The sequence below is a fragment of the Nonomuraea cavernae genome (assembly GCF_014646355.1).
GTDB classification, from domain to species: domain Bacteria; phylum Actinomycetota; class Actinomycetes; order Streptosporangiales; family Streptosporangiaceae; genus Nonomuraea; species Nonomuraea cavernae.
The window spans coordinates 185,088-205,024 of the sequence record NZ_BMNH01000007.1 but is presented as its reverse complement, the minus strand read 5'-3'; the positions used below and the strand labels follow the sequence as shown (position 1 = coordinate 205,024).

At 71.6% G+C, this 19,937-nt stretch carries 19 protein-coding genes and 1 tRNA gene; 11 read left to right on the top strand and 9 right to left on the bottom strand.

Going from position 1 to position 19,937, the window contains the following annotated elements; genetic code table 11:
- Positions 1 to 58 precede the first annotated feature (58 nt).
- Entirely contained in the window at positions 59 to 232 is a 174-nt protein-coding gene (locus IEY82_RS15105; protein WP_189124731.1) for a hypothetical protein, read from the bottom strand.
- Positions 233 to 338: 106 nt separating this feature from the next.
- Between IEY82_RS15105 and IEY82_RS15100 the strand changes: the two genes are divergently transcribed.
- Both IEY82_RS15100 and IEY82_RS15095 read left to right on the top strand, forming a co-directional pair.
- A complete protein-coding gene (locus IEY82_RS15100) occupies positions 339 to 1,118 on the top strand; it encodes an SURF1 family protein (RefSeq protein WP_189124730.1) in 780 nt (259 codons plus the stop codon).
- 3 nt (positions 1,119 to 1,121) lie between these two features.
- Positions 1,122 to 1,430 carry a DUF3817 domain-containing protein gene (locus IEY82_RS15095; protein ID WP_189124729.1) on the top strand — a complete coding sequence of 103 codons (309 nt, stop codon included), beginning with the start codon at positions 1,122 to 1,124 and terminating at the stop codon, positions 1,428 to 1,430.
- Between the two features lie 18 nt (positions 1,431 to 1,448).
- Here IEY82_RS15095 and IEY82_RS15090 read toward each other — a convergent pair whose 3' ends face one another.
- The 3 genes from IEY82_RS15090 to IEY82_RS15080 all read right to left on the bottom strand — a co-directional run bounded on the left by IEY82_RS15090 (position 1,449) and on the right by IEY82_RS15080 (position 3,807).
- A complete protein-coding gene (locus IEY82_RS15090) occupies positions 1,449 to 1,643 on the bottom strand; it encodes a tail-anchor membrane protein (protein ID WP_189124728.1) in 195 nt (64 codons plus the stop codon).
- 116 nt (positions 1,644 to 1,759) lie between these two features.
- Entirely contained in the window at positions 1,760 to 2,863 is a 1,104-nt protein-coding gene (locus IEY82_RS15085; protein WP_189124727.1) for a protein kinase domain-containing protein, read from the bottom strand.
- Positions 2,864 to 2,952: 89 nt separating this feature from the next.
- Positions 2,953 to 3,807, bottom strand: a complete 855-nt coding sequence (locus IEY82_RS15080; protein WP_225262715.1) for an arylamine N-acetyltransferase family protein — start codon at positions 3,805 to 3,807, stop codon at positions 2,953 to 2,955.
- Between the two features lie 73 nt (positions 3,808 to 3,880).
- On the opposite strand from IEY82_RS15080, the gene IEY82_RS15075 reads away from it, so the two are divergent.
- The 6 genes from IEY82_RS15075 to IEY82_RS15045 all read left to right on the top strand — a co-directional run bounded on the left by IEY82_RS15075 (position 3,881) and on the right by IEY82_RS15045 (position 12,783).
- A complete protein-coding gene (locus IEY82_RS15075) occupies positions 3,881 to 4,564 on the top strand; it encodes a response regulator transcription factor (protein WP_225262717.1) in 684 nt (227 codons plus the stop codon).
- Positions 4,561 to 8,244, top strand: coding sequence for a DUF4153 domain-containing protein (locus tag IEY82_RS39130; RefSeq protein ID WP_225262719.1), 3,684 nt, complete (start codon positions 4,561 to 4,563; stop codon positions 8,242 to 8,244). The genes IEY82_RS15075 and IEY82_RS39130 overlap by 4 nt, the downstream gene beginning before the upstream one ends.
- A gap of 206 nt (positions 8,245 to 8,450) precedes the next feature.
- A complete protein-coding gene (locus tag IEY82_RS15060) occupies positions 8,451 to 10,025 on the top strand; it encodes an N-acyl-D-amino-acid deacylase family protein (RefSeq protein WP_189124724.1) in 1,575 nt (524 codons plus the stop codon).
- A gap of 45 nt (positions 10,026 to 10,070) precedes the next feature.
- The gene (locus IEY82_RS15055; RefSeq protein WP_225262721.1) at positions 10,071 to 11,147 is read left to right on the top strand and encodes an alanine racemase; all 1,077 of its coding nucleotides are present in this window, start codon (positions 10,071 to 10,073) and stop codon (positions 11,145 to 11,147) included.
- A gap of 37 nt (positions 11,148 to 11,184) precedes the next feature.
- Positions 11,185 to 11,565 carry a RidA family protein gene (locus IEY82_RS15050; RefSeq protein ID WP_189124722.1) on the top strand — a complete coding sequence of 127 codons (381 nt, stop codon included), beginning with the start codon at positions 11,185 to 11,187 and terminating at the stop codon, positions 11,563 to 11,565.
- 21 nt (positions 11,566 to 11,586) lie between these two features.
- Entirely contained in the window at positions 11,587 to 12,783 is a 1,197-nt protein-coding gene (locus tag IEY82_RS15045) for a hypothetical protein (RefSeq protein WP_189124721.1), read from the top strand.
- A 9-nt stretch (positions 12,784 to 12,792) separates the two neighbouring features.
- Here IEY82_RS15045 and IEY82_RS15040 read toward each other — a convergent pair whose 3' ends face one another.
- Both IEY82_RS15040 and IEY82_RS15035 read right to left on the bottom strand, forming a co-directional pair.
- Positions 12,793 to 13,341, bottom strand: a complete 549-nt coding sequence (locus IEY82_RS15040) for a TetR/AcrR family transcriptional regulator (protein ID WP_189124720.1) — start codon at positions 13,339 to 13,341, stop codon at positions 12,793 to 12,795.
- A gap of 4 nt (positions 13,342 to 13,345) precedes the next feature.
- A complete protein-coding gene (locus IEY82_RS15035) occupies positions 13,346 to 13,963 on the bottom strand; it encodes a LysE family translocator (protein WP_189124719.1) in 618 nt (205 codons plus the stop codon).
- Positions 13,964 to 14,066: 103 nt separating this feature from the next.
- On the opposite strand from IEY82_RS15035, the gene IEY82_RS40155 reads away from it, so the two are divergent.
- On the top strand, positions 14,067 to 16,802 hold the full coding sequence (locus tag IEY82_RS40155; RefSeq protein WP_308015958.1) for an ATP-binding protein: 2,736 nt from the start codon (positions 14,067 to 14,069) through the stop codon (positions 16,800 to 16,802).
- A gap of 4 nt (positions 16,803 to 16,806) precedes the next feature.
- Here the strand turns inward: IEY82_RS40155 and IEY82_RS15025 are convergent, their stop codons facing one another.
- Complete coding sequence (locus tag IEY82_RS15025) at positions 16,807 to 17,193, bottom strand: response regulator transcription factor (RefSeq protein WP_189124717.1); 387 nt, start codon at positions 17,191 to 17,193, stop codon at positions 16,807 to 16,809.
- A gap of 114 nt (positions 17,194 to 17,307) precedes the next feature.
- Here IEY82_RS15025 and IEY82_RS15020 point away from each other — a divergent pair.
- A tRNA-Arg gene (locus tag IEY82_RS15020) sits at positions 17,308 to 17,379 on the top strand.
- 285 nt (positions 17,380 to 17,664) lie between these two features.
- Here IEY82_RS15020 and IEY82_RS15015 read toward each other — a convergent pair.
- Together IEY82_RS15015 and IEY82_RS15010 are read right to left on the bottom strand one after the other, a co-directional pair.
- Positions 17,665 to 17,988: a hypothetical protein gene (locus IEY82_RS15015; RefSeq protein WP_225262723.1), complete on the bottom strand. Its 324-nt coding sequence runs from the start codon at positions 17,986 to 17,988 to the stop codon at positions 17,665 to 17,667.
- A gap of 134 nt (positions 17,989 to 18,122) precedes the next feature.
- On the bottom strand, positions 18,123 to 19,127 hold the full coding sequence (locus tag IEY82_RS15010) for an ArsR/SmtB family transcription factor (protein ID WP_189124716.1): 1,005 nt from the start codon (positions 19,125 to 19,127) through the stop codon (positions 18,123 to 18,125).
- Between the two features lie 231 nt (positions 19,128 to 19,358).
- Here IEY82_RS15010 and IEY82_RS15005 point away from each other — a divergent pair, with 231 nt between their 5' ends.
- Positions 19,359 to 19,844 carry a hypothetical protein gene (locus IEY82_RS15005; RefSeq protein WP_189124715.1) on the top strand — a complete coding sequence of 162 codons (486 nt, stop codon included), beginning with the start codon at positions 19,359 to 19,361 and terminating at the stop codon, positions 19,842 to 19,844.
- Positions 19,845 to 19,937: the final 93 nt, after the last annotated feature.

Sequence of the window (19,937 nt, the reverse complement as noted above, 5' to 3'; positions counted from 1 at the left end):
GCCTGGGAAACACGAAAAGCGCCGAGAGCCGTAGCCGTCGGCGCACCCTCGGGCCGGGTCAGCGCAGGAGCAGGAAGACGCCCACGCCGACGATCGCGATCGCGAGCACGACGGCGATGATCGGCAGAAGAGGCGACCTCTTGGGCGTCGCCGCCTCCTCCTGCTCGGACTGCTGCGCGAACGCGCGGAACTGCTGGGTGTTGCCCGCGGGGTCTATATGCTGGTCAGACATGGGCAGCAGCCTAGCGGGATCACATGCCGCAATTGCACTGCTTCGTGTGATTCGTAGACCCCGGGTTGATGGGGCGACCACCCGGATCGCCGGATAGCTTGTAACCATGCTGAGGACCCTGCTCTCACCCCGCATGCTGGGGTTGCACCTGCTGACGATCGGGGTCCTCGTCGCGTTCCTCTTCCTCGGGCGCTGGCAGCTCGGCGTCTTCCAGGACTCCGGCAAGCCGCACAGCGCGACCGACCCCGCGCCCGTCGCCGTCGCCACGCTCACCCAGGTGGGCGCGCAGATGCCGAGCGACTCCGTCGCGCGCAAGGTCACCGCCGAGGGCGTCTACGACGCCACCCGCCAGCTGCTGGTCATCGACAGGCGGCCCAGTGTCGAGGCGCCGGGCGGCAACGTCGCGCGAGACGAGGGCTACTGGGTGCTCACGCCGCTCAAGCTCGACGACGGCACGCTGGTGCCCGTGGTGCGCGGCTGGGCGGCCACGGCCGACGACCCGGGCCTCGCGGTGCCGCAGGGCAGGGTCACCGTGGCGGGCCGGCTCAGGCCGCCACAGGGCACCGACAGCGTCCAGCGGCGCGCCGGAGCCCTGCCCGAAGGCCAGGTGCAGACCGTGTCGACGGGTGAGCTGATCAACCTGTGGGCCGGCGAGCAGGTGCGCAACGGCTTCGTCGTCGCCCAGCCGCCGTCGGGCTCGCTCACCCAGGTCGAGGTCGCGCCCCCGGTCGTCAGCGGCACCCTCACCTGGCGCAACCTGGCCTACGCCGCCAACTGGTGGATCTTCGCCGGGTTCGCCGTGTTCATGTGGTTCCACTTCGTACGCGATGGCGTACGCGCGGATCGGGACCGTCGCACGTCCCCTGAAATGGTTCTGGAAGGTTAAACGGTGGAATCGGCTCTCAAGCCCTTCCGGGCGCTCGCCTACGTCGTCGGCGTGATGCTGCTCATCCTCTGCGTGGCGATGGTGCTCAGGTACGGCTTCGACAACGCGACCCTGTCCAAGGTCGTGGCGCCCATCCATGGATTTCTCTACATGGTCTACCTGGTGGCGGTGATGAACCTGGGCATGAAGGCGCGCTGGAACTGGCCGTACATGCTGGGCATCATGCTCGGCGGCACGGTGCCGTTCCTGTCGTTCGTCGTGGAACGCAAGGTCACCGAGCGGGTGCGGAACGCCCAGCCGGCGGAGGCCTGAGGCCCCCGCCGCCCGGGATCAGCGGCCGATGCCGCGCTTGCGCGACCTCTTGAGCCGCTCGCGCTGCGACGGGTCGAGCATCAGATAACCGACCACGGGGGCGCCGACCACGCCGAGGATGACCAGCAACGTGATCCATCCGGCCCCGAAGAAGATCAGAGAGAGCAGAACCGCTGCGCCGGCTCCGATGGCGTACTTCTGAACTGGCGACATCCTCAACGTCCTCCGAACGCGGGGCGCACGCCCCGCCTCTTCACTATTCTGCGTCGCCGGTCCAACGAGTGGCGCACGGACACGGTTCCGTACGCGATGTATCTCAACCGTTGCGTTCACCTGGAGCCGGTCCTCAGGCCCTCGGCCTCGGCGCCGACCGCCAGCAGCTCCTGGCGCAGCTCCGCCAGGTCACCCCGTTGGGCCGGGTCTCCCGACAGCAGCCGGAACAACACCGGCGCGAGCGTGCCCGCCCTGGTCAGCGGGGCGCCGGGGGCGGGCGACCGGCCCTCCACGGCCGCGAACAACGTGGCCCCCAGCGACCACAGGTCGGCGGCCTGGCTCGCGACCCCCTCGGGCGCGGTGTAGTCGGGCATGGGCGGCCCCGCCACCCGTGCCGAACGCAGCCGCGCGGGAGCGCCGCCCGCCGGCAGCAGGACCATCCCCGGATGCACGGCGCCGTGGTGCCGGCCGCGCGAGTGGATCGCGGCCAGCTGGTCGAGCACGGCCAGCCCGATCGCGACCACCTGACCGATCGGCACCGCCCCGGAAGAGGCGATCACCTGGTCGAGGGAGCGGTCGAGGGCGAGCCGGTCGAGCGTCTCGGCCACCACTTCGGCGGGCGGCGGTCCCGCCGGATCGAGCATCGCCCGGATCAGCGACCGCAGTGGATCGGCGCCCGCGACGGGCGCCGGGCCCGGCGGCCGGCCCTCCACGGCGAAGTGCAGTGTGGCGGCCAGCGACCAGAGGTCGGAGGCGGGCGACAGGCCGGGATCCGGGAACCCGAACCCCGAGAGCAGCGCCCGGCCGGTCGAGGTGAGCAGCACGTTGGCCGGATTGACCCGCCCGTGCACGATCCCCTCGGCGTGCGCGGCCAGCAGCGCCGAGAGCACGCAGACGCCCACCCGCGCGGCCTGCAGGACGGGCAGTGGATGGCGCGACAGCACGGTTCGCTCCAGCGAGGCGCCCGTGGCGGACTCCGTGACCAGCCACGGCTCGCCCTTCTCGACCACCACGTCGAGCACGCCGACGATCGAGGCGTGGCGCAGCCCGATGGCCCGCCGCGCGTCACGCACGGCGGCGTCGCGCAGCTCGGGCGGCACGTGCACGGCTCTGACCGTCACGTCGCGGTGCTCCAGCTCGTCGAAGGCCGGTCGTGCGACCCCACCGCCCAGGGGGTCCAGCAGCCGGTAGCGCCCTGCGAGTTTCGTGGTCTTTCCCATCCCGAGGTGCACGATAGCGGCCTCTAACCGGGCAAGCCATGGATGAACGTCACGAGACTCACGTACCGCATTGTCCCTGACAGGAGGCGTCAGGCCGGCGTCGCCGCGAGCCACTCCTCGTGCGCGTCGTGCAGCCTGCCGAACAGCGCGTCCTTCTCCCCGGCGCTCACGTCGTCGAGCGACAGCCCGAACACGTCGGCCAGCGCGGCGTAGTAGTCGCGGGCCGAGTCAAGCGTGACCGAGTGGCTGCCGCTGCCGAGGCGGGACAGCCTGAGCCCGCGCAGGATGTCCGCCCCCGAGGCGTCGCGCCGCTGCACGGTGGCGACGCGGACGAAGCCGGAATCCGGCGAAGTGCTCAGGTGGTCATGCATTTTTGTGAAGGCCGACATGTCAGTGGGTGTCAGGGCGAAATCCATGCCCTCGAACGAGCCGCCCGGGTCATGGTCGAACCGCCAACCGCCCGGCACCACCTCCGACGGCCGCAGCCCGTACCTGAAGGGGCCCTGCCGGTACGTCCCCTCGACCAGCGGGAGCGGCTCGTGCAGGCCGTCGCCGAGCCCGAGGTCCACCAGCCACTCGCCGCCCGGGTTGTCGTCGGACGGCAGGCCGCGCGCGGTGAGCACCAGGTGGTTGCCGCTGACGCCGGGCTCACCACCCCGCATCTGCGCGCCTCCGACGTGCCGGGTCACCTCGTACCCCAGCTCCATGGCCAGCCGGGAGAACGCGCCGTTCAGGTGGTAGCAGTAGCCGCCGCGTCCCCGCAGGATGCGTTCGGCCGACTCCAGCGGGTCGACGGTCGTCGCACGGCCCAGCCAGATCTCCAGCACTTCGTATGGCACCCGCTCGACGTGCGCGACGTGCAGGGCCCGCAGGCTCTCGGCCGAAGGCGGGGTGTTGAGCAGGCCGGGAAGCCCGAGACGGCGGAGATATTCGGCAGTATTCACTCGCCCAAGTCTGCACCGGATGTGCACAGTTAGGGGAGTGCCGTCTGCACGGGGCACTTCTAGGCTTTCGTCCGTGGCAGAGCAGCGACGCGTCCTCCTGGTCGAGGACGACGAGACCATCGCCAGGGCCGTACGCGACAGATTGGCGGCGGAGGGGTTCGACGTCCGGGTGGCCGGCGACGGCGAGACCGCCCTGACCGAGTACGGCAGGGCGGAGCCCGACCTGGTGATCCTGGACCGGTTGCTGCCGGGCCTCGACGGGCTGGAGGTGTGCCGCCGGATGCAGGCGGCCCGGCCGGTGCCGGTGCTCATGCTCACCGCGCTCGGCGAGGAGACCGACGTGCTCGTCGGGCTCGGCGTCGGCGCCGACGACTATCTCGCCAAGCCGTTCAGCATGCGCGAGCTGGTGGCGCGGATCCACGCGCTGCTGCGCCGGGTCGAGCGGGCCGCCCAGCTGGCCGCCGAGGACACCGTGCTCCGCGTGGGGGAGATGGAGATCGACACCGCGGCCCGCCGGGTGTTCGTCCGCGGCACGGAGGCGCAGCTCACCAGGACCGAGTTCGACCTGCTGCGCCGGCTCGCCGAGCGGCCCGGCCAGGTGTTCGAGCGCGATCGGCTGCTGTCCGACGTGTGGGGTTTCTCCGAGGCCGCCGCCACCAGGACCGTCGACAGCCACGTGCGCGCGCTGCGCCGCAAGCTCGGCTCCGACGTCGTACGCACCGTCCACGGCGTCGGCTACGCCCTGGTACGGCCATGAGACCGCTCGACTTCCTCGGCCGGATCAAGGTCAAGCTCGGCATCGTGATCGTGCTGGCCGTCGGCACCGCGTTCGTCATCAACGAGGTCGGCATCTACTCCGGGTTCACCCGCGACGTCAGGATCGCCGTCGCCGTGGTGCTCGCCCTGATCATGGTGCAGGTGCTCGCCATGGGCATGACCAAGCCGCTGCGCGAGATGGCCCGCGCCGCCCAGACCATCGCCAAGGGCCGCTACACGCTGCGCGTCCGCGCCACCTCGCGCGACGAGGTCGGCGAGCTGGCCAGGGCGTTCAACGCGATGGCCGCCGACCTCGGCGAGGTCGACCGGCAGCGGCGCGAGCTCGTCGCCAACGTCAGCCACGAGCTCCGCACGCCCATCACCGGGCTGCGGGCCGTGCTGGAGAACGTCGTGGACGGCGTCTCCGCGCCCGACCCCGTCACCATGCGCACCGCGCTCGCCCAGACCGAACGACTCGGCAGGCTCGTCGCGCAACTGCTCGACCTGTCGCGGCTCGACTCCGGCGTCCGGCTGATCGAGCCCGAGACGATCGAGCTCGCGCCGCTGCTCGTCCAGGCGGTGCGGGAGAGCGCGCTCGCGCGCGAGGACGTCCGGCTCGCCGCGGCGGTCCCCGGCCGTCTCGTCGTCCGCGCCGACCCCGACCTGCTCGCCCAGGTGCTGGCCAACCTGCTCGACAACGCGGTACGGCACAGCCCGCCCGGTGGCGTGGTCACCGTGTCGGCCGCCCCGACGGAGGGCGGCGTCCAGATCACCGTCGCCGACCAGGGGCCCGGCATCCCCGCCTCGGCCCGGAGCCGCGTGTTCGAGCGCTTCTCCCGGCTCGACAGCGGCCGCGCCGCCGACGCCGGGGGAGCGGGGCTGGGGCTGGCCATCGTGAAGGAGATCGTCGAACTGCACGGCGGTTCGATCAGCATCGACGACTGCGCGGGGTGCCGCATGATCGTCGAACTACCAGGGAGGACGATGATGGCGAACGAGCCATTAGAGGGACGGCAGGTGGAGTCCGGCCTTCCGGCCACCCCCACGCTGACGCCGGTGACCAGTCCTGGGACGGCGGTTGCCGGTGTGTCGGCGTCCGGCCCCCCGGCGTCCGGCCCTCTGGCGTCCGGCCCTCTGGCGTCCGGCCCTCCGGCGTCCGGCCTCCCGGTGTCCGGCCCTCTGGCGGGCGCGGCCGAGCCGGGTGCCCCTGCCGCGGCGGCCATCCCGGCAGGGGCGGCTGAGAGCGCGGACGGGGTGACCGCTGCCCTGGCCGCGCTGATCGGGGCCGTTCCCGGCACCGAGGGAGCGGACGCGACCCGCGCTCCGGGCGGTGGCACGGACGCGACAGGTGACCGGGCCACGCCGCCCCCGGCGGTCACGGATGCCGCCCAGGCGACCGTCGCCGGCATGGAAGACGCGGCCGGCACCGGCACCGGGACCGGGACCGACACCGGCACCGGGACCGGGACCGCCACCGGGACCGGGACCGGCATCGTCACCGGCATCGTCACCGGCACCGGCACCGGGACCGGGACCGGGACCGGGACCGCCACCGGGACCGGCATCGTCACCGGCACTGGGGCGGCCGGTAAGGGAGTCGTGGTGCGTGAGCTCGGCCCAACCGGCTCCGTGGACGCGCTCGATGGGAGCGTCGAGACCACTACGGCGGCGATCGTCGGCCCGATGGACACCACCGTGGCCGTGCCGGGAGCTGGGCCGATGGCGTGGCCGGTGCCGGAGGCAGGGGTGCTGAGGGGGGCGCAATCCCGGCCGATGCCTGGAGAGACGGCAGGGCCGACGGCCGAGTCCGGGCCGAGGCTGGTGCGGATGGTGGTCGGGACCATCGTCGGGCTGCTCATCGGCTTCCTGGGCGGCATGTTCGCCGCCGTGTTCATGAGCGTCACCGTAGGCGACGGGATGGCGTTCATCACGCTCGTGCTCTGCACCGCGCTGGTCGGCGCCATCGGCATGGCCATCGGCGCGGGCCCCGGTCGCCGACCGGCTCCACACCAGGGCCACGACGGGCCGCACCAGGGCCAGGGCGGGCCGCAGCAGGGCCAGGGCGGGCCGCAGCAGGGCCAGGGCGGGCCGGAGCAGGGCGAGACCTACCCGAGATCGCCGTACCAGGGCGAGACGCACCATGGGGAGGGTGGGACACCGGCGCGCCCTGGTGCGCCACACCCCGCGCAGGCGTCCGGGCCGCGGCAACCGCCGCCACCGTACGTGCCGCCACCGCTGTTCCCGCGGCCGGAGCTGCCCGAGACGCCGCGCTGGCTGCTGCCCGCGGCGGCCGGGGCAGGGGTGTTCACGGCGGTGGCACTGCCCGAGGCGCAGGCCGGGCTGGGGCTGGTGCTGGTCGCGATGGTGCTGGGCGCGGCGGCGCTGCCGGCGGTGCTGCGGAGGATGACGCCGTGGACGCTGGGGTTCGGGGTGCTGGCGTACTGGCTGATCTCGATGGCCGCGGTGAGGGACGCGGACTGGCTGGTCAGTCTGCTCGTCGTGGCGGGGGTCGGGCTGGCCGCGCTGGCGGTGTCGGGGGCCGGGCTCGGCTGGCTGGGCGTGATCAGGGGCGGCGTGTCGGTGCTGCTGGCGCTCGGGCCCGTGCCGTGGTTCCTGGGCAAACCGGTGAAGAAGCTGAAGTCCAGGCACCACGTCATGCCGACGCTGGTGGCGCTGGGCATCACGACCGTGCTGCTGCTGGTGTTCGGGCTGCTGTTCACGTCGGCCGACGCGGTGTTCGCCTCCTACGTGGAACGCCTGACCAGCACTCCCGACTGGGTGGAGTCCCTGCCGATTCGGATCTTCCTGTTCGCGGTCGGCGCGGCGCTGCTGGCGGCCGTGGTGCTGGTCGCGCTCAGGCCGGTCGCCGATCCCGTGGGCCCCGAGGTCAAGGTCGTCGTGAGCCGGGCCATCTGGCTGCTGCCGCTCACGGCGGTCAACCTGCTGTTCGTCGCGTTTGTCGCGGTACAGATCACCGCGCTGTTCGGCGGCAACGCCTGGGTGCTGGAGACGGCCGGGCTCACCTACGCCGAATACGCTCGTCAGGGCTTCTTCCAGCTCGTCGTGGTGAGCGTGTTCGTGCTCGGCATCGTCGCGGTGGCCAGCGGCATCCTCAGGACCTCCAACCGTGAGCGCTGGCTGCTGGCCGGGCAGCTCGGCGTGCTGTGCGCGCTGACCGTGGTCGTCCTCGCCTCGGCGCTGCACCGGATGGACCTCTACACCGACGCGTACGGGCTGTCGCGGCTCCGCCTGTCGGTGCAGGCGACGGTCTGGTGGCTGGGCGCGGTGTTCGCGCTGGTGCTGCTCGCCGGTGCGGTACGCCTGGCCGGCCGTGGCTCCGGCTGGCTGCCGCGTACCGTGGTGCTGATCACCGCGATCGGGCTGGGCGCCTTCGCCATGGTGAACCCCGACCTGCAGGTGGCCCGCACACAGGTGGAGGTGCGGGGCATCGCCAAGATCGACCCCGACTACCTGGGAGACCTGGGCGCCGAGGCCGTGCCGGCGCTGGACCGGCTGCCGGAGCCGCAACGCAGCTGCGTGCTGGCCGACGTGGTGCGTGCCAACGGCCTGGACCGCCCGGACCCGTGGAACGGCTGGAACCTGGCCCGTGCGCAGGCCCGCGACCTGCTCGCCAAGCGGCCCGTCAACCAGGCAGCCCAATGCGCCGACCGCACGCACTGACGACCGGGCGGCCCAATGCGACGGCCGGACGGGGCTGACGGCCGGGCGGTCTGATGTGACGGCCGGATGAGGCTGACGGCCGGGCGGTCTGACGTGACGACCGGACAGGGTGGCCGGGTCGGCGGTCCGATGGCCGGCCGGATGAGGTGGCGGATCGACGGCGGACCTGAAGCCGTACCGGCCGGTCGATCGGGTTTAATCCTTGGGTGGCCTTCGATGTGATCATCAGCGGCGGACAGGTGCTCGACGGGACCGGCGCTCCGCCGTACCGGGCGGATCTGGCGATCACCGGCGACCGGGTCGCCGCCGTGGGCCGCCTGGACGGCGCCGAGGCGGCGACTGTGATCGACGCGAGCGGCCGGTTCGTGGCGCCGGGGTTCGTCGACTGCCACGCCCATGGCGACGCGGCGGTCTTCGACCCGGCGGTGCAGCTGGCGGCGTTGCGGCAGGGGGTCACGACGTTCGTGCTCGGCCAGGACGGCCTCTCCTTCGCGCCGGGCTCCGCCGCGACCGTCGCGTACGCGTCCCGCTACTTCGCCGCCGTCAACGGGCCGCTGACCGGGAGGCCGCTCATCAAGGGCCCGCTTGTTGAGGGCCCGCTCGTCGAGGGCCCGCTGACCGTGGGGGAGTTGCTCGGTGGTTACGACCGGGCCGTCCCGCTCAACACCGCCTACCTGCTCCCGCACGGCACCATCCGCTATGACGTGATGGGGCCGTCCCCCGCCGCGCCCACCCGCGACGAGCTGGCCCGGATGGTCGGCCACGTCGAGCGGGGGCTGTCGGAGGGCGCGGCCGGGCTGTCGAGCGGGCTCGAGTACCTGCCGGGCCGCTACGCCTCCGCCGCCGAGCTGACCGCGCTCTGCGAGCCGCTCGGCGGCCGCCCGTACGTCACCCACATGCGGGCCTACGGCGCCCAGGCCGGGGTGGGCATGGCGGAGGTCGTGGAGATCGCCACCCGCTCGGGCGCGGCCGCGCACGTCTCCCATCTGCACGGGCCCGCCGACGTGCTGCTGCCTCTGGTGGAGGACGCGCTCGCCGGTGACGTCGACCTGACCTTCGACACCTACCCCTACCTGCGCGGCAACACGATCCTGGCGATGGTCGTGCTGCCGCCCGAGGTGCCCGGAGCCGACACCGGCCGGGCTCTGGAGATGCTCGGCTCCGGCGAGCTCGACGACTGGTGGCCGCGGCTGGCCGAGACCTGGCCGCGGCTGACGATCTCGCACGCCCCCGGTCTCGCCTGGGCCGAGGGGCTGGGCATGGTGGAGGCGGCCGAGCGGGCGGGTGTCGCGCCGGCTGAGTTCTGCCGCCGCCTGCTCGTGGAGACCCGGCTGGAGGCGGGCTGCGTGACGGCCCGCCCCGACGAGGGCCCACAAGGGGAGGATTCTGTACGAAGGATGCTCCGCCACCCGTCGCACACCGGCGGCTCCGACGGCATCTACGTGGGCGGTCATCCGCATCCGCGCGGGTTCGGGGCGTTCGCCCGGTTCCTTGGGCGGCACGTCCGGGAGCTGGGTGACTGGACCTGGGAGCAGGCCACGGTCCATCTGGCCTCGCATCCGGCGCGGCGCTTCGGGCTGGCGGACCGGGGGCTGCTGCGAGACGGGTTCGCGGCGGACGTGGTGGTGTTCGACCCCGTCACGGTGGCCGACCGGGCGACCTACGCGGCTCCGCGGCTGCCCGCGACGGGAGTCGAGGACGTGCTGGTGTCGGGTGTACGGGTGCTGGCGGCGGGCGAGCCCACCGGCGCGACACCTGGCAGAGCCCTCCGCCCTGCCTGATCGAAAATCGGGCGAGATAGGGTCATGCCCGACAAAGGGGGTGTCGTGCAGGGATCGCTCAAGCAAACGGTCTTCAAGGGAGGGCTCTCCTTCCCGCTGATGGTCGCGCGACGCGAGGCACTCGAACACAACATCGCCACCATGGCGGCGTTCGCCCGCGACCACGGCATGGAGCTGGCGCCGCACGTCAAGACGCACATGTCGCGCGAGATCGCCGCCATGCAGCTCGGAGCGGGCGCGTGGGGTCTCACCGTGGCCACCACGCGGCAGGCCATGGCGGCCCGGGGCTTCGGCGCCGCCCGCGTCATGGTGGCCAACCAGGTCGTCGACCCGGCCGGGCTGGAATGGGCCGCCGGCGAGCTAGCGCGCGACCCGGGCTTCGAGTTCCTCAGCTTCGCCGACTCGGTGACGGGCGTCGACATCCTCGCCCGGCACGCGTCGGCCCGGCCGTTCACCGTGCTGGCCGAGCTGGGACACGACGGCGGGCGAGCCGGCTGCCGGTCGCTGGAGCAGTTGCTCGACGTCGCCCGGCACATCCAGGACACGCCCGGCGTCGAACTGGCCGGAGTCGCCGGGTACGAAGGCGCGCTGCGGAACGCCGAGGAGGTCAAGGCGTACCTCCGCCGGTTGCAGGACGCGGTCGAGCACCTGAGGGTCAGAAACCCCATTCTGTCGGTCGGCGGCAGCCAGTGGTTCGACGTGATCGGCCGCGAACTCGTCGCCACCCAGGCCACGATCGTGCTGCGCAGCGGCGCCTACGCCGCCCACGACGACGGCTACTACCGCGACCGCACCCCGTTCAACCGCGTGGCGGGCGAGCTGCGGCCCGCGCTCGAGATCTGGGCGCACGTGCTGTCCACGCCCGAGCCGGGCCTGGCGATCGTCGGCATGGGCAAGCGCGACGCCCCGTACGACGAGGGGCTGCCCATCCCCAGGCGCGAGGGCGTCACGGTCGTGGCCATCCAGGACCAGCACACGGTGGTACGCGCCGACGGGGTCCAACCAGGCGACCTGCTCGCGTTCGGCATCTCCCACCCGTGCACGGCGTTCGACAAGTGGCGCACGCTCCCGCTGGTCGACCGCGACTACCGGGTGGTCGGCGAGATCACCACGTACTTCTGAGACCCGCACCGTTGCACCCCTACCGATGAGGAGAACCATGAAGAAGGAACTGAAGACCACCGACGGCCCCGCCCCCAAGGGCTCCTACTCCCAGGGAGTGGTCGTCGGCGACTTCGTCTTCACCTCCGGCGCGTCCGGGGTCGACCCGCAGACCGGTGAGCTGGCCGGCGACGACGTGGTCGCGCAGACCCACCAGGTAATGCGCAACCTCGGCGCCATCCTCGCCGCCCACGGCCTCGGCTACGACGACGTGGTGAAGGCGACCGTGCACCTGCAGCACCTCAAGCGCGACTTCGACGCCTACGACGCGGTCTACAAGTCCTACTTCACCAAGCCGTACCCCGTGCGCACCACGGTGGGATCGGACCTCTTGGACATCCTCGTCGAGATCGACTTCGTGGCGCACAAGAGCACCTGACCAGAACTGTAAGGTCGGCTCGTGGACAGTTCGGTGTACGCCTTCGTCGAGGACCTGCGGGGCGAAGGCGTGGAGCGGGTGCTCGACAGGGTCAGCGGATACGGCGCGGCGGGCGTCACCGTCGGCGTCGTGCACCACGCCTCACGCGACGTCACCCCCCACGGACTGTCCCGGCTCACCGTGCGCCACGACGGCGCCCACTTCCCGGTGCCCGCCGAGCTGTTCGCCGGGCTGCGGCTCAAGCCCACCCCCGGCCACGCCGACGCCCTCGACGGCGTGCGCGAGGCCTGCTCCGAGCGCGGGCTCAAGCTGCACGGCTGGACCGTCTTCCTGCGCAACGCCACCCTGGGCGGCCAGCACCCCGACGTGACCGTGCGTGACTGCTTCGGCGACCGCGGCTCGCTCACCGACCTGTGCCCGGCTCATCCCGACGTACGCGACTACGCAGTCGCCCTGGCCCGCGCCGTCGCCCGGCTCGGCGTCGACAGCGTGGTGGCCGAGTCGCTGCACTTCAGGCCGCTCAAACCGCAGCGGTCGTTCGTGCCGCTGGGGCCGATGGACGCCTACCTGTTCGGGCTCTGCTTCTGCGACTACTGCATGCGACGCGCCACCGACCTGGGCGTGGACGCCGACGTGGCACGCGACGAGTGCGCCCGGATCGTGGGCGGCGTGCTCGACGGCGACGCTCCCGCGCAGGGCGAGGTGACCCGCGCCGCGCTGACCGCCTACGCCGGCCCCGACGTGGTGGCCTACGCCCGGGCCCGTTCCGAGACGGTGACCACGCTGGTGTCGGAGGTCGCGTCCGCGGTGGCCGACGAAGGGTCGAAACTGGTGTTCATCGACTCGACCGGAGCCGTCAAGGGCTACACCGACGGCCTGCCCACCCCCGGGCTCGCGGCCCACGACGCCTGGCAGCTCGGCGTCGACCTGGTCGCCCTGGGCGACCTGGTGCCCGCGTTCGGGGTGCTGGCCTACGCCCGCGACGCGGCCCGGGTGGCCGACGACGTCGGCGCCTACCTGCGGTCCGTGGGCAAGGACCGCGAGGTGCGGGCGGTGTTACGGCCCGGATTCCCGGACAGCGACTCGGCCGACCGGCTCGTCGCCAAGGCACGCGGAGCGAAGGCGGCCGGGGCGATGGCGATCGACTTCTACGCCTACGGCCTGGTGCCGCATCCGGTCCTCGACCGCATCCCCGTCGCCCTCGCCGAAGTGCACTGAGGCCCCGGGTCAGCCGGCCCCCACCCCGTCCAGGACCGCCGACACCGCCTCGGCCGCGAACCCGTCGGAGACCGGCAGCCCCCGGAACACCGCCCTGACCCACACCGCCCCGGCCAGCAGGTCGACGACCAGCATCGGGTCCACCGACCCGGCCAGCTCGCCGCGCCGTACGGCTCGCTCGAAGATCTGACGCTCGCGTACGAACCGGTCGACGAAGAAGCGGCGCCCGTCGAGCTCGGGATGGCGGACGGCGGCGCCGAGCGCGGCGACCGCGATGTCGCTGGCCGGAGGCTCGGTGAGCAGCCGCCGGACGCCCTCGACCAGCGCGACCAGGTCGCCCCGCAGGCTGCCCGTGTCAGGCGGCTCGAACCCCAGCACGTCGGCCTCCACCAGCGCCGCCCCGAGCAGCGCCGCCTTCGACGGCCACCAGCGGTAGATCGTCGTCTTGTTGACGCCGGACCGCTCGGCCACGCCCTCCACGGTCAGCCCGTCATAGCCCTTCTCCGCGACGAGCCACAGCGTCGCGTCGAAGATCTCCTGCTGCTTCCTCGGCGCCATGTGGTCATTTTCTCCCGGCGAACGCGGCGAGGACGCCCATCCCCAGGTAGACCACCCCGCTGAAGTGGCGTAGCGCCTTCGCTCCGCCTGCCAGGCGGCTGCCCAGGGTGCCGGCCGTGATCGCGTACGCGATGTCTGACAGCAGCCCGAGCAGCAGCAGCGTGACCCCGAGCAGCACGATCTGCAGCGCGGCCGACCCGGCGGCCGGGTCCACGAACTGCGGCAGGAACGCCAGGAAGAACAGCATGACCTTGGGATTGAGCACGTTCACCACCACGCCCTCCAGAAAGACCGCACGCAGCGGCTGCGGCCTCAGCGTCTCGGCCCGAGCCGGCTCCTTGGCGGTGAAGGCGCGGATCCCCAGGTAGACGAGGTAGCCGACACCCGCCCACTTGACGATCGCGAACAGCGTCGCCGATTTCGTGATCAGGTAGGACAGCCCCGCGGCGGCGGCCGCGATGTGCACCAGCGTGCCCGTCTCCACCCCGAACGCGCTGGCCAGCGCCGCCGCCCTGCCCTGCGTGAGACCTCGCGCGGCGATGTAGAGATGGTTGGGCCCAGGGATCAGCACCAGCACCAGCGAAGCGGCCAGGAACGGCACCAACGTCGACCAAGAGATCATGAATCCTCAGCGTAGAACGGCTTTGGTCCGGTCATCAGGGCCAATCGACGCCTTTGTTTGTGTACCAATGGGGATGTCGGCAGAACATGGGATAGTGGCGGGCGTGAATGGTCTTCTCGTCGGGCGTGGCGCCGAGCTGGAAAGACTCGTGCGGGTGCTCGAGTCCGCCGTCGCGGGCACGGCGGGAGTCGCCCTGGTCGGCGGCGACGCCGGCATCGGCAAGACCAGGCTGGTGACCGAGCTGGCCGGCCGGGCCCGCGAGCTCGGCTTCCACGTGCTGGCCGGCCAGTGCGCCGAGCTCGGCGACACCCTGCCCTACCTCCCGCTGGCCGACGCGCTGCGCGGCGCCGAGCCCGCGGTCCGCGAGGCCGTGGCCGCCCACCCCATGCTCGGCCAGCTGCTGCCCGGTGTGGAGACCGCCCCCTCGTCGGGGCTCACCCAGCAGCGGCTGTTCGGCTCGCTGCTCGGGCTGCTGGCCGACCTGCAGCCGGTGCTGTTCGTCATCGAAGACCTGCACTGGGCCGACCGGTCCAGCCGTGACCTGCTGGTCTTCCTGAGCCGGATGGTGCAGACCGAGCAGGTGTGCGTGGTCGGCACCTACCGCACCGACGACCTCCACCGCCGCCATCCGCTGCGGCCCGTGCTGGCCGAGCTGAAACGCCTGCCCACGGTGACCTCGATCGACCTCGGCCCGCTCGACACCGGCGAGATGACCGACTACGTGGCGACCATGGGCGAGATCGAGGCCGGAGAGCTGGGGGAGATCGTCGCCCGCGCCGACGGCAACCCCTTCTACGCCGAAGAGCTCTACGCCGCCCTCGCCGAGGGCGACAGCCTGCCCGACGGCCTCGCCAGCCTGCTGATGTCGCGCGTCGAAGTGCTGTCCGAGCCCGGACAGCGGGTGCTCAGGGCCGCCGCCGTGGCCGGCCGGCGCGTCGAGGACGACCTGCTGCGAGAGGTCTCCGGCCTGCCGCTCGACGCCTTCGAGGAGGCCGTCCGCGAGATCGTCTCCCGCGGCCTGCTCCGCGTCACCGGCCACGGCTACACCTTCCGCCACGCCCTGCTGCAGGAGGCCGTCTACACCGACCTGCTGCCAGGCGAGCGCACCCGGCTGCACGCCGCCTTCGCCCGGCTGCTCACCTCACCCGCCGAGCTGGCCCACCACCACCTGGCCGGCCATGATCTGGCCGGCGCCCTCGCCGCCTCGGTCCAAGCCGGCCGGCTGGCCGAGCGGCTCGGCGCGCCGGCGGAGGCGCACAACCACTATGACCAGGCGCTCAGCCTGTGGGAGCGCGTCGACGACGCCGCCTCGCTGGCCGGGGCGAGCCGCGTCCGGCTGGCCTTCCGCAGCGCCGTCATGGCCGCCGACAGCGGCGACAAGCACCGGGCCGTCACCCAGCTCCGCGCCCTGCCCCAGACCAGTGAGGTCAGCGAGCGCCTCGCCTACTACCTGATCGAGCTGGACGACCAGGACAGGGCCATCGAAGCCGCCGAGCGAGCCGTCGCCACCGCCACCGGCCAGGCCGACCTGGCCCGTGCCCTGGCCACCCACGCCCGCACCCTCACCTGGAGCCCCCGCCACACCGAAGGCGAGCGACTCGCCCGCCGCGCTCTCGACACCGCCCGCGCCGCCGGAGCCCGCGACGCCGAGGTCGGCGCACTGCTCACGCTGACCATCCACGCCGAAGCCCGAGGCGACCTGGCCCGGGCCCACGACCTCCTCGGCGTCGCGCTCACCGAGAGCACCGGAGATCTCGCGTTGGACCTGCGAGCCCGGTTCCACCACGCCCGGATCCACTTCGAGGAGGGGGCGCTCCACCATGCGGCGGCTGCCGCCGACGAGGGCGTCCAACTGGCCTTCGAGAGCGGGCTCAAGTGGAGCACCTACGGCACCGACCTGCGCTTCCTGCGCTTCCTGATCTACTACGTGTCCGGCGACTGGGATCAGGCTGAGGCCGTGGCCGCGTCCTTCGGCGCCCGCGTGGGCACCTCTCCCGAGGCCGTGCTCTCGTCCTTCGCGCTGTTCCTGGAGGTGGGCCGAGGGCTGCCGGCCGTCGAGAGCCGCCTCGAATGGCTGCGCCCGTTCTGGTCCGACACACTCGCCTCCTACATCTCGCGCGGGCTGGCCGCCGAGCACGCCCTCTGGAAGGGCGACCCGGCCGCCGCCCTCGATCACGTACGCGCCGTGCTCGACGACCTGGTCCCCGGCGAGCCCGGCACGCTCCGCGTCGCCGCACTCGGGCTGTGGGCGCTCGCCGACCTCGGGATCACGGAGGGAGCCGACGAACTGGCCGAACGGGCCCGGTTCGCCGTCACCCACGGCACGGCAGGGCATGGCAGCCGACTGGGCCCCGAAGGTCAGGCCTGGGCCCTGCGGGCCGAAGCCGAATGGCACCGGGTCCACGGGCGGCTCGACCCCGACCTGTGGCGGGCAGTGGTGACGGCGTTCGACTTCGGCTTCGTCTACGAGACGGCGCGAGCCCGCTGGCGGCTCGCCGAAGCCCTGCTGGCGACCGGCGACCGCGACGGCGCCCAGGCGGAGTGGGAGCTGGCCAGGGATACGGCCGGCAAGCTACGCGCCGTGCCGTTGGAGAACGCCCTGGCGGAGTTCGCCAGGAGAGCCCGCTTCGCCGGCGGGCAAGCGGACGGGGGCCTGACGGCCCGGGAGATCGAGGTGCTGCGCCTTGTGGCCGAGGGGTTGACCAACCGGGAGATCGCGCAACGCCTGTTCATCGCCCAGAAGACGGTCAGCGTGCACGTGTCCAACATCCTCGGCAAGCTCGACGCCTCCACCCGCACCCAGGCCGCCGCCGCGGCCCGTCAGCGCGGGCTGCTCTGATCCGTTACGTGCTCGCGTCCGCTGCCAGGTCTCGTACGACCTGGATGAGCTCCGCCGGATCGAACGGCTTGGTCAGGTAGGCGTCCACGCCGATGCCCCTGCCGCGCCTCTTGTCGTCATCCTGAGCCCGGGCGGTGATCAGCACCACCTTGATGTGGCTGGTGGCCTCGCCCATGCGCAACCGCTGGGCCGTCACCCACCCATCGAGGCACGGCATCATCACGTCCAGGGTGATCACATCGGGCATGACGTCGAGCACCCGCTCGAGGCAGTCCTGCCCATCGGTGGCCGTCGCGACCTCGAACCCTTCCAGGCTCAGGTTGACCGCGATCAGCTGACGGATGACCTCGTCATCGTCCACTACCAGTACTTTGCCAAGAACCTCGCCCACGGCGGCAAAGCTACCCGTAGTGGCGCGGTCACGTGCGGTTTTCCAGGATGTGTGATCGGAGGTTTATCGCGTGACGAGTGGTGGCCTGATGCTGGTAGCCTTGTCACACGTTGAGCCCCCTTAGCTCAGGGGATAGAGCACCGGCCTCCGGAGCCGGGTGCGTAGGTTCGAATCCTACAGGGGGCACTCGATCTTGACCGGCGGTTCCGGCCGCTGACCAGGACGAACATCGTACGAACGGGCGGGCCTTCAATCTCACGGAGGCCCGCCCGTTCTCGTTGACGCTCGCTAGCTGTGGGCCAGTGTGGGCAAGAATGGAGCATTCCTCCGGGCCTCGCAGAGATGACATGGGTCAGCAGGGCCGTCGGATCAACAGTCGCTGATCAGTCGTCGGCGGTCACGATCAGGGGGATCAGCCGACAGTCGCATGGGGTCACGTCCACGGACGTGGTGTATGGAGGGTCCGTGTGATCAGCGCGGGCGGCTGAGAGCGGCCTCGGCCAGATCCGTCCACTTCTCGGCCGAGGAGTGAGGCACGACCACCCAGTCCTTCACCACCCTGCCCTGGCCCGTTGGGTCGAACAGGGACGCCCCGGCCAGCTGGAGCGCGGCCGTGTACTCAGGGGTGTCCCTGACCAGCCGGAAAACCATCGCACCGTCGCGCTGCAGGCTCGCGAACACCTTCCCCGCCTGGTTCTTGAGCGCGGGCCTGCCCATCATCCTGGAGACCCCCACACCCAGATCGGCCAACTCGGCGCCGACCTGCTGGAAATCCTCTTCCGCGCTCATCGTCATCTGATCGCCTCGACCTCGCCTGCCTGCAGCACAGCTATCAGCTTAGTAGTCGGCGATCAAGGGCCTGACCTCGCCAGGAAGGTACAGATGCGATCACGTCGTTGTTCGGCACCCGCAGCCGTTCCCACCGCAACCTACGGGAGCAGTGCGTCGGCGTTGGCCTCCAGGAGGGCGCGGCCGAGGTCGGTCAGGTGATGCAGCGTACGGTTGTGGTCGCGGTGGCTGAAAACCAGGCCGGAGTGCCGCAGTACGGTCGTGTGCTCGCTGGCCGAGGCCAGGGAGATGCCCAGGTGGCGGGCCAGCACCGTGGTGCTCGTCTCCTCGCGGGTGCCGACGGCCTCCAGCACCGCGGCCCGGGTCGATCCGATCAGCGCGCCGAGCGCCGCCGGCACCCCCGAGGCGCGCGACGGCACAGCCTCCGGCCCGCGTACCGCGGGGTAGACCAGCACGGGCGGCAGGTCCGGGTCGAGCATCGTCAAAGGGCCGCTCACGCAGAAGTACGTCGGGATGAGCAGCAGTCCTCGGCCGTGCAGGTGAAGCTCCTGGTCGCGATGCCCAGGGATGCGGAGTTCGCCCGAGGACCAGGTCATCATCGGCCGCAGGCTCGTCAGCAGTCCTTCCACGCCGCCGGCGGCCAAGGCTGAGGCACGGATCCGGCGCTCCCTCTCAAGGGCGGCGTCGACGCTGCGCCGATAGGGCAGGACGATCAGCTCGTAGCAGATCCGCATGGCCTCGGTCAGGTCGGTGAGCATGGCGGGCTCGCCGTCGGCCACGCGCCGCGCGTTCGAGGGCAGCCGGCGCGTCGCGGCCAGGCGGCGGACGTCCCGCTTGAGCATCGTGACAGGGGTGCTGCGCAGCGCCTCGATACCCTGATCCAGACCGTGGATCGCCTTGCTGGGGTTGAGGAAATCGGGGAAGTAGCCCACGTTCGGGGACAGGGCCAGCAGCAGGTTCAGCATCTCCCCGAGTTTCGCCTGCCGTACCGCCCGGCACGCTTCCCGGCGCCACGCGGTGAAAAGCAGATCGCCTCGCTGCGGCCTGAGCATCTGCAGGCCGAGCACCAGTTCCCACAGCGGATCCGGCCCGGTGGCGATTCTGGTCCGCGCGATGTCATCACTCGTGAAATAGATCCTGAGCATGAGCGGGGCCCTCCGATGCAGGGTGCCGGACTCTCTTACTCTTTCGGGTGACGTTTGCCGTTCATCAGCATTCTGAATGACGTTCGCCGTTCATGTGCTGTTGGCGCGTTCCAGGCCCTGACCTGCCCGGAGCTGGGTGTTTCGGACACAACCGAATGACATCGACAACGGCGTGGGCCCGGCTCACGATCCCAGGAAGAAACCGGGGTCCGCAATCGAGAGGATATGACAATGCGTTCGATCATTCGGCTGGCAGGGGCCCTTTGCCTCGCGTTTCCTCTTTTCGCGCCCAGCCCGGCTGTCGCGTCCGGCGCCGCCGACTCCTGGCATCGGGATCCCATCCCGTACACGCTTCACGCGGGCTCCGTGAATGGCGTATGGCGGAATGTCGCCCGCCTCGGCGAGGGGGAACTGTACTGGACCGACTATGGGGCACGGGTGACGGTCTCGTTCTGGCTCAAGGACTTCGCCACGGACGGATACTGCGCGGCAGGCTGGATCGACGAGTACAGCTACGAACCCGTGCAGACGCACACCCGTCTGGAGTGCAACGGCGTGGACAAATGGGTCTCGGTGAGTCTCCCGTCCACCGGGCAGCGCATCTGCATGATCACCGTACGGGTGGGACGCCAGAAGAGCAGCGGAGCTCTCCCGCCCAGCAGCGCCGGCCCTTACTACACAACGGTGGGCAGCTGGAACAACCGCGACGGGTGCTGACGGCGGTCCGACTCCGGCACGAATTCGGCCCTCGATGGCTGCGAGCTCGGCGACCCCGGCGGCGCCGAGCTCGGTGGCGGGCGTCAGTTGCGG

What these genes read in the sequence shown, in the direction of transcription:
- IEY82_RS15100 (WP_189124730.1), top strand. Translation starts at nt 339, where the DNA reads ATGCTGAGGACCCTGCTCTCACCCCGCATGCTGGGGTTGCACCTGCTG.
- IEY82_RS15090 (WP_189124728.1), bottom strand. Translation starts at nt 1,643, where the DNA reads ATGTCGCCAGTTCAGAAGTACGCCATCGGAGCCGGCGCAGCGGTTCTG.
- IEY82_RS15010 (WP_189124716.1), bottom strand. Translation starts at nt 19,127, where the DNA reads ATGCTCAGGATCTATTTCACGAGTGATGACATCGCGCGGACCAGAATC.
- IEY82_RS15085 (WP_189124727.1), bottom strand. Translation starts at nt 2,863, where the DNA reads ATGGGAAAGACCACGAAACTCGCAGGGCGCTACCGGCTGCTGGACCCC.
- IEY82_RS15035 (WP_189124719.1), bottom strand. Translation starts at nt 13,963, where the DNA reads ATGATCTCTTGGTCGACGTTGGTGCCGTTCCTGGCCGCTTCGCTGGTG.
- IEY82_RS15015 (WP_225262723.1), bottom strand. Translation starts at nt 17,988, where the DNA reads ATGACGATGAGCGCGGAAGAGGATTTCCAGCAGGTCGGCGCCGAGTTG.
- IEY82_RS15005 (WP_189124715.1), top strand. Translation starts at nt 19,359, where the DNA reads ATGCGTTCGATCATTCGGCTGGCAGGGGCCCTTTGCCTCGCGTTTCCT.
- IEY82_RS15040 (WP_189124720.1), bottom strand. Translation starts at nt 13,341, where the DNA reads ATGGCGCCGAGGAAGCAGCAGGAGATCTTCGACGCGACGCTGTGGCTC.
- IEY82_RS15105 (WP_189124731.1), bottom strand. Translation starts at nt 232, where the DNA reads ATGTCTGACCAGCATATAGACCCCGCGGGCAACACCCAGCAGTTCCGC.
- IEY82_RS39130 (WP_225262719.1), top strand. Translation starts at nt 4,561, where the DNA reads ATGAGACCGCTCGACTTCCTCGGCCGGATCAAGGTCAAGCTCGGCATC.
- IEY82_RS15050 (WP_189124722.1), top strand. Translation starts at nt 11,185, where the DNA reads ATGAAGAAGGAACTGAAGACCACCGACGGCCCCGCCCCCAAGGGCTCC.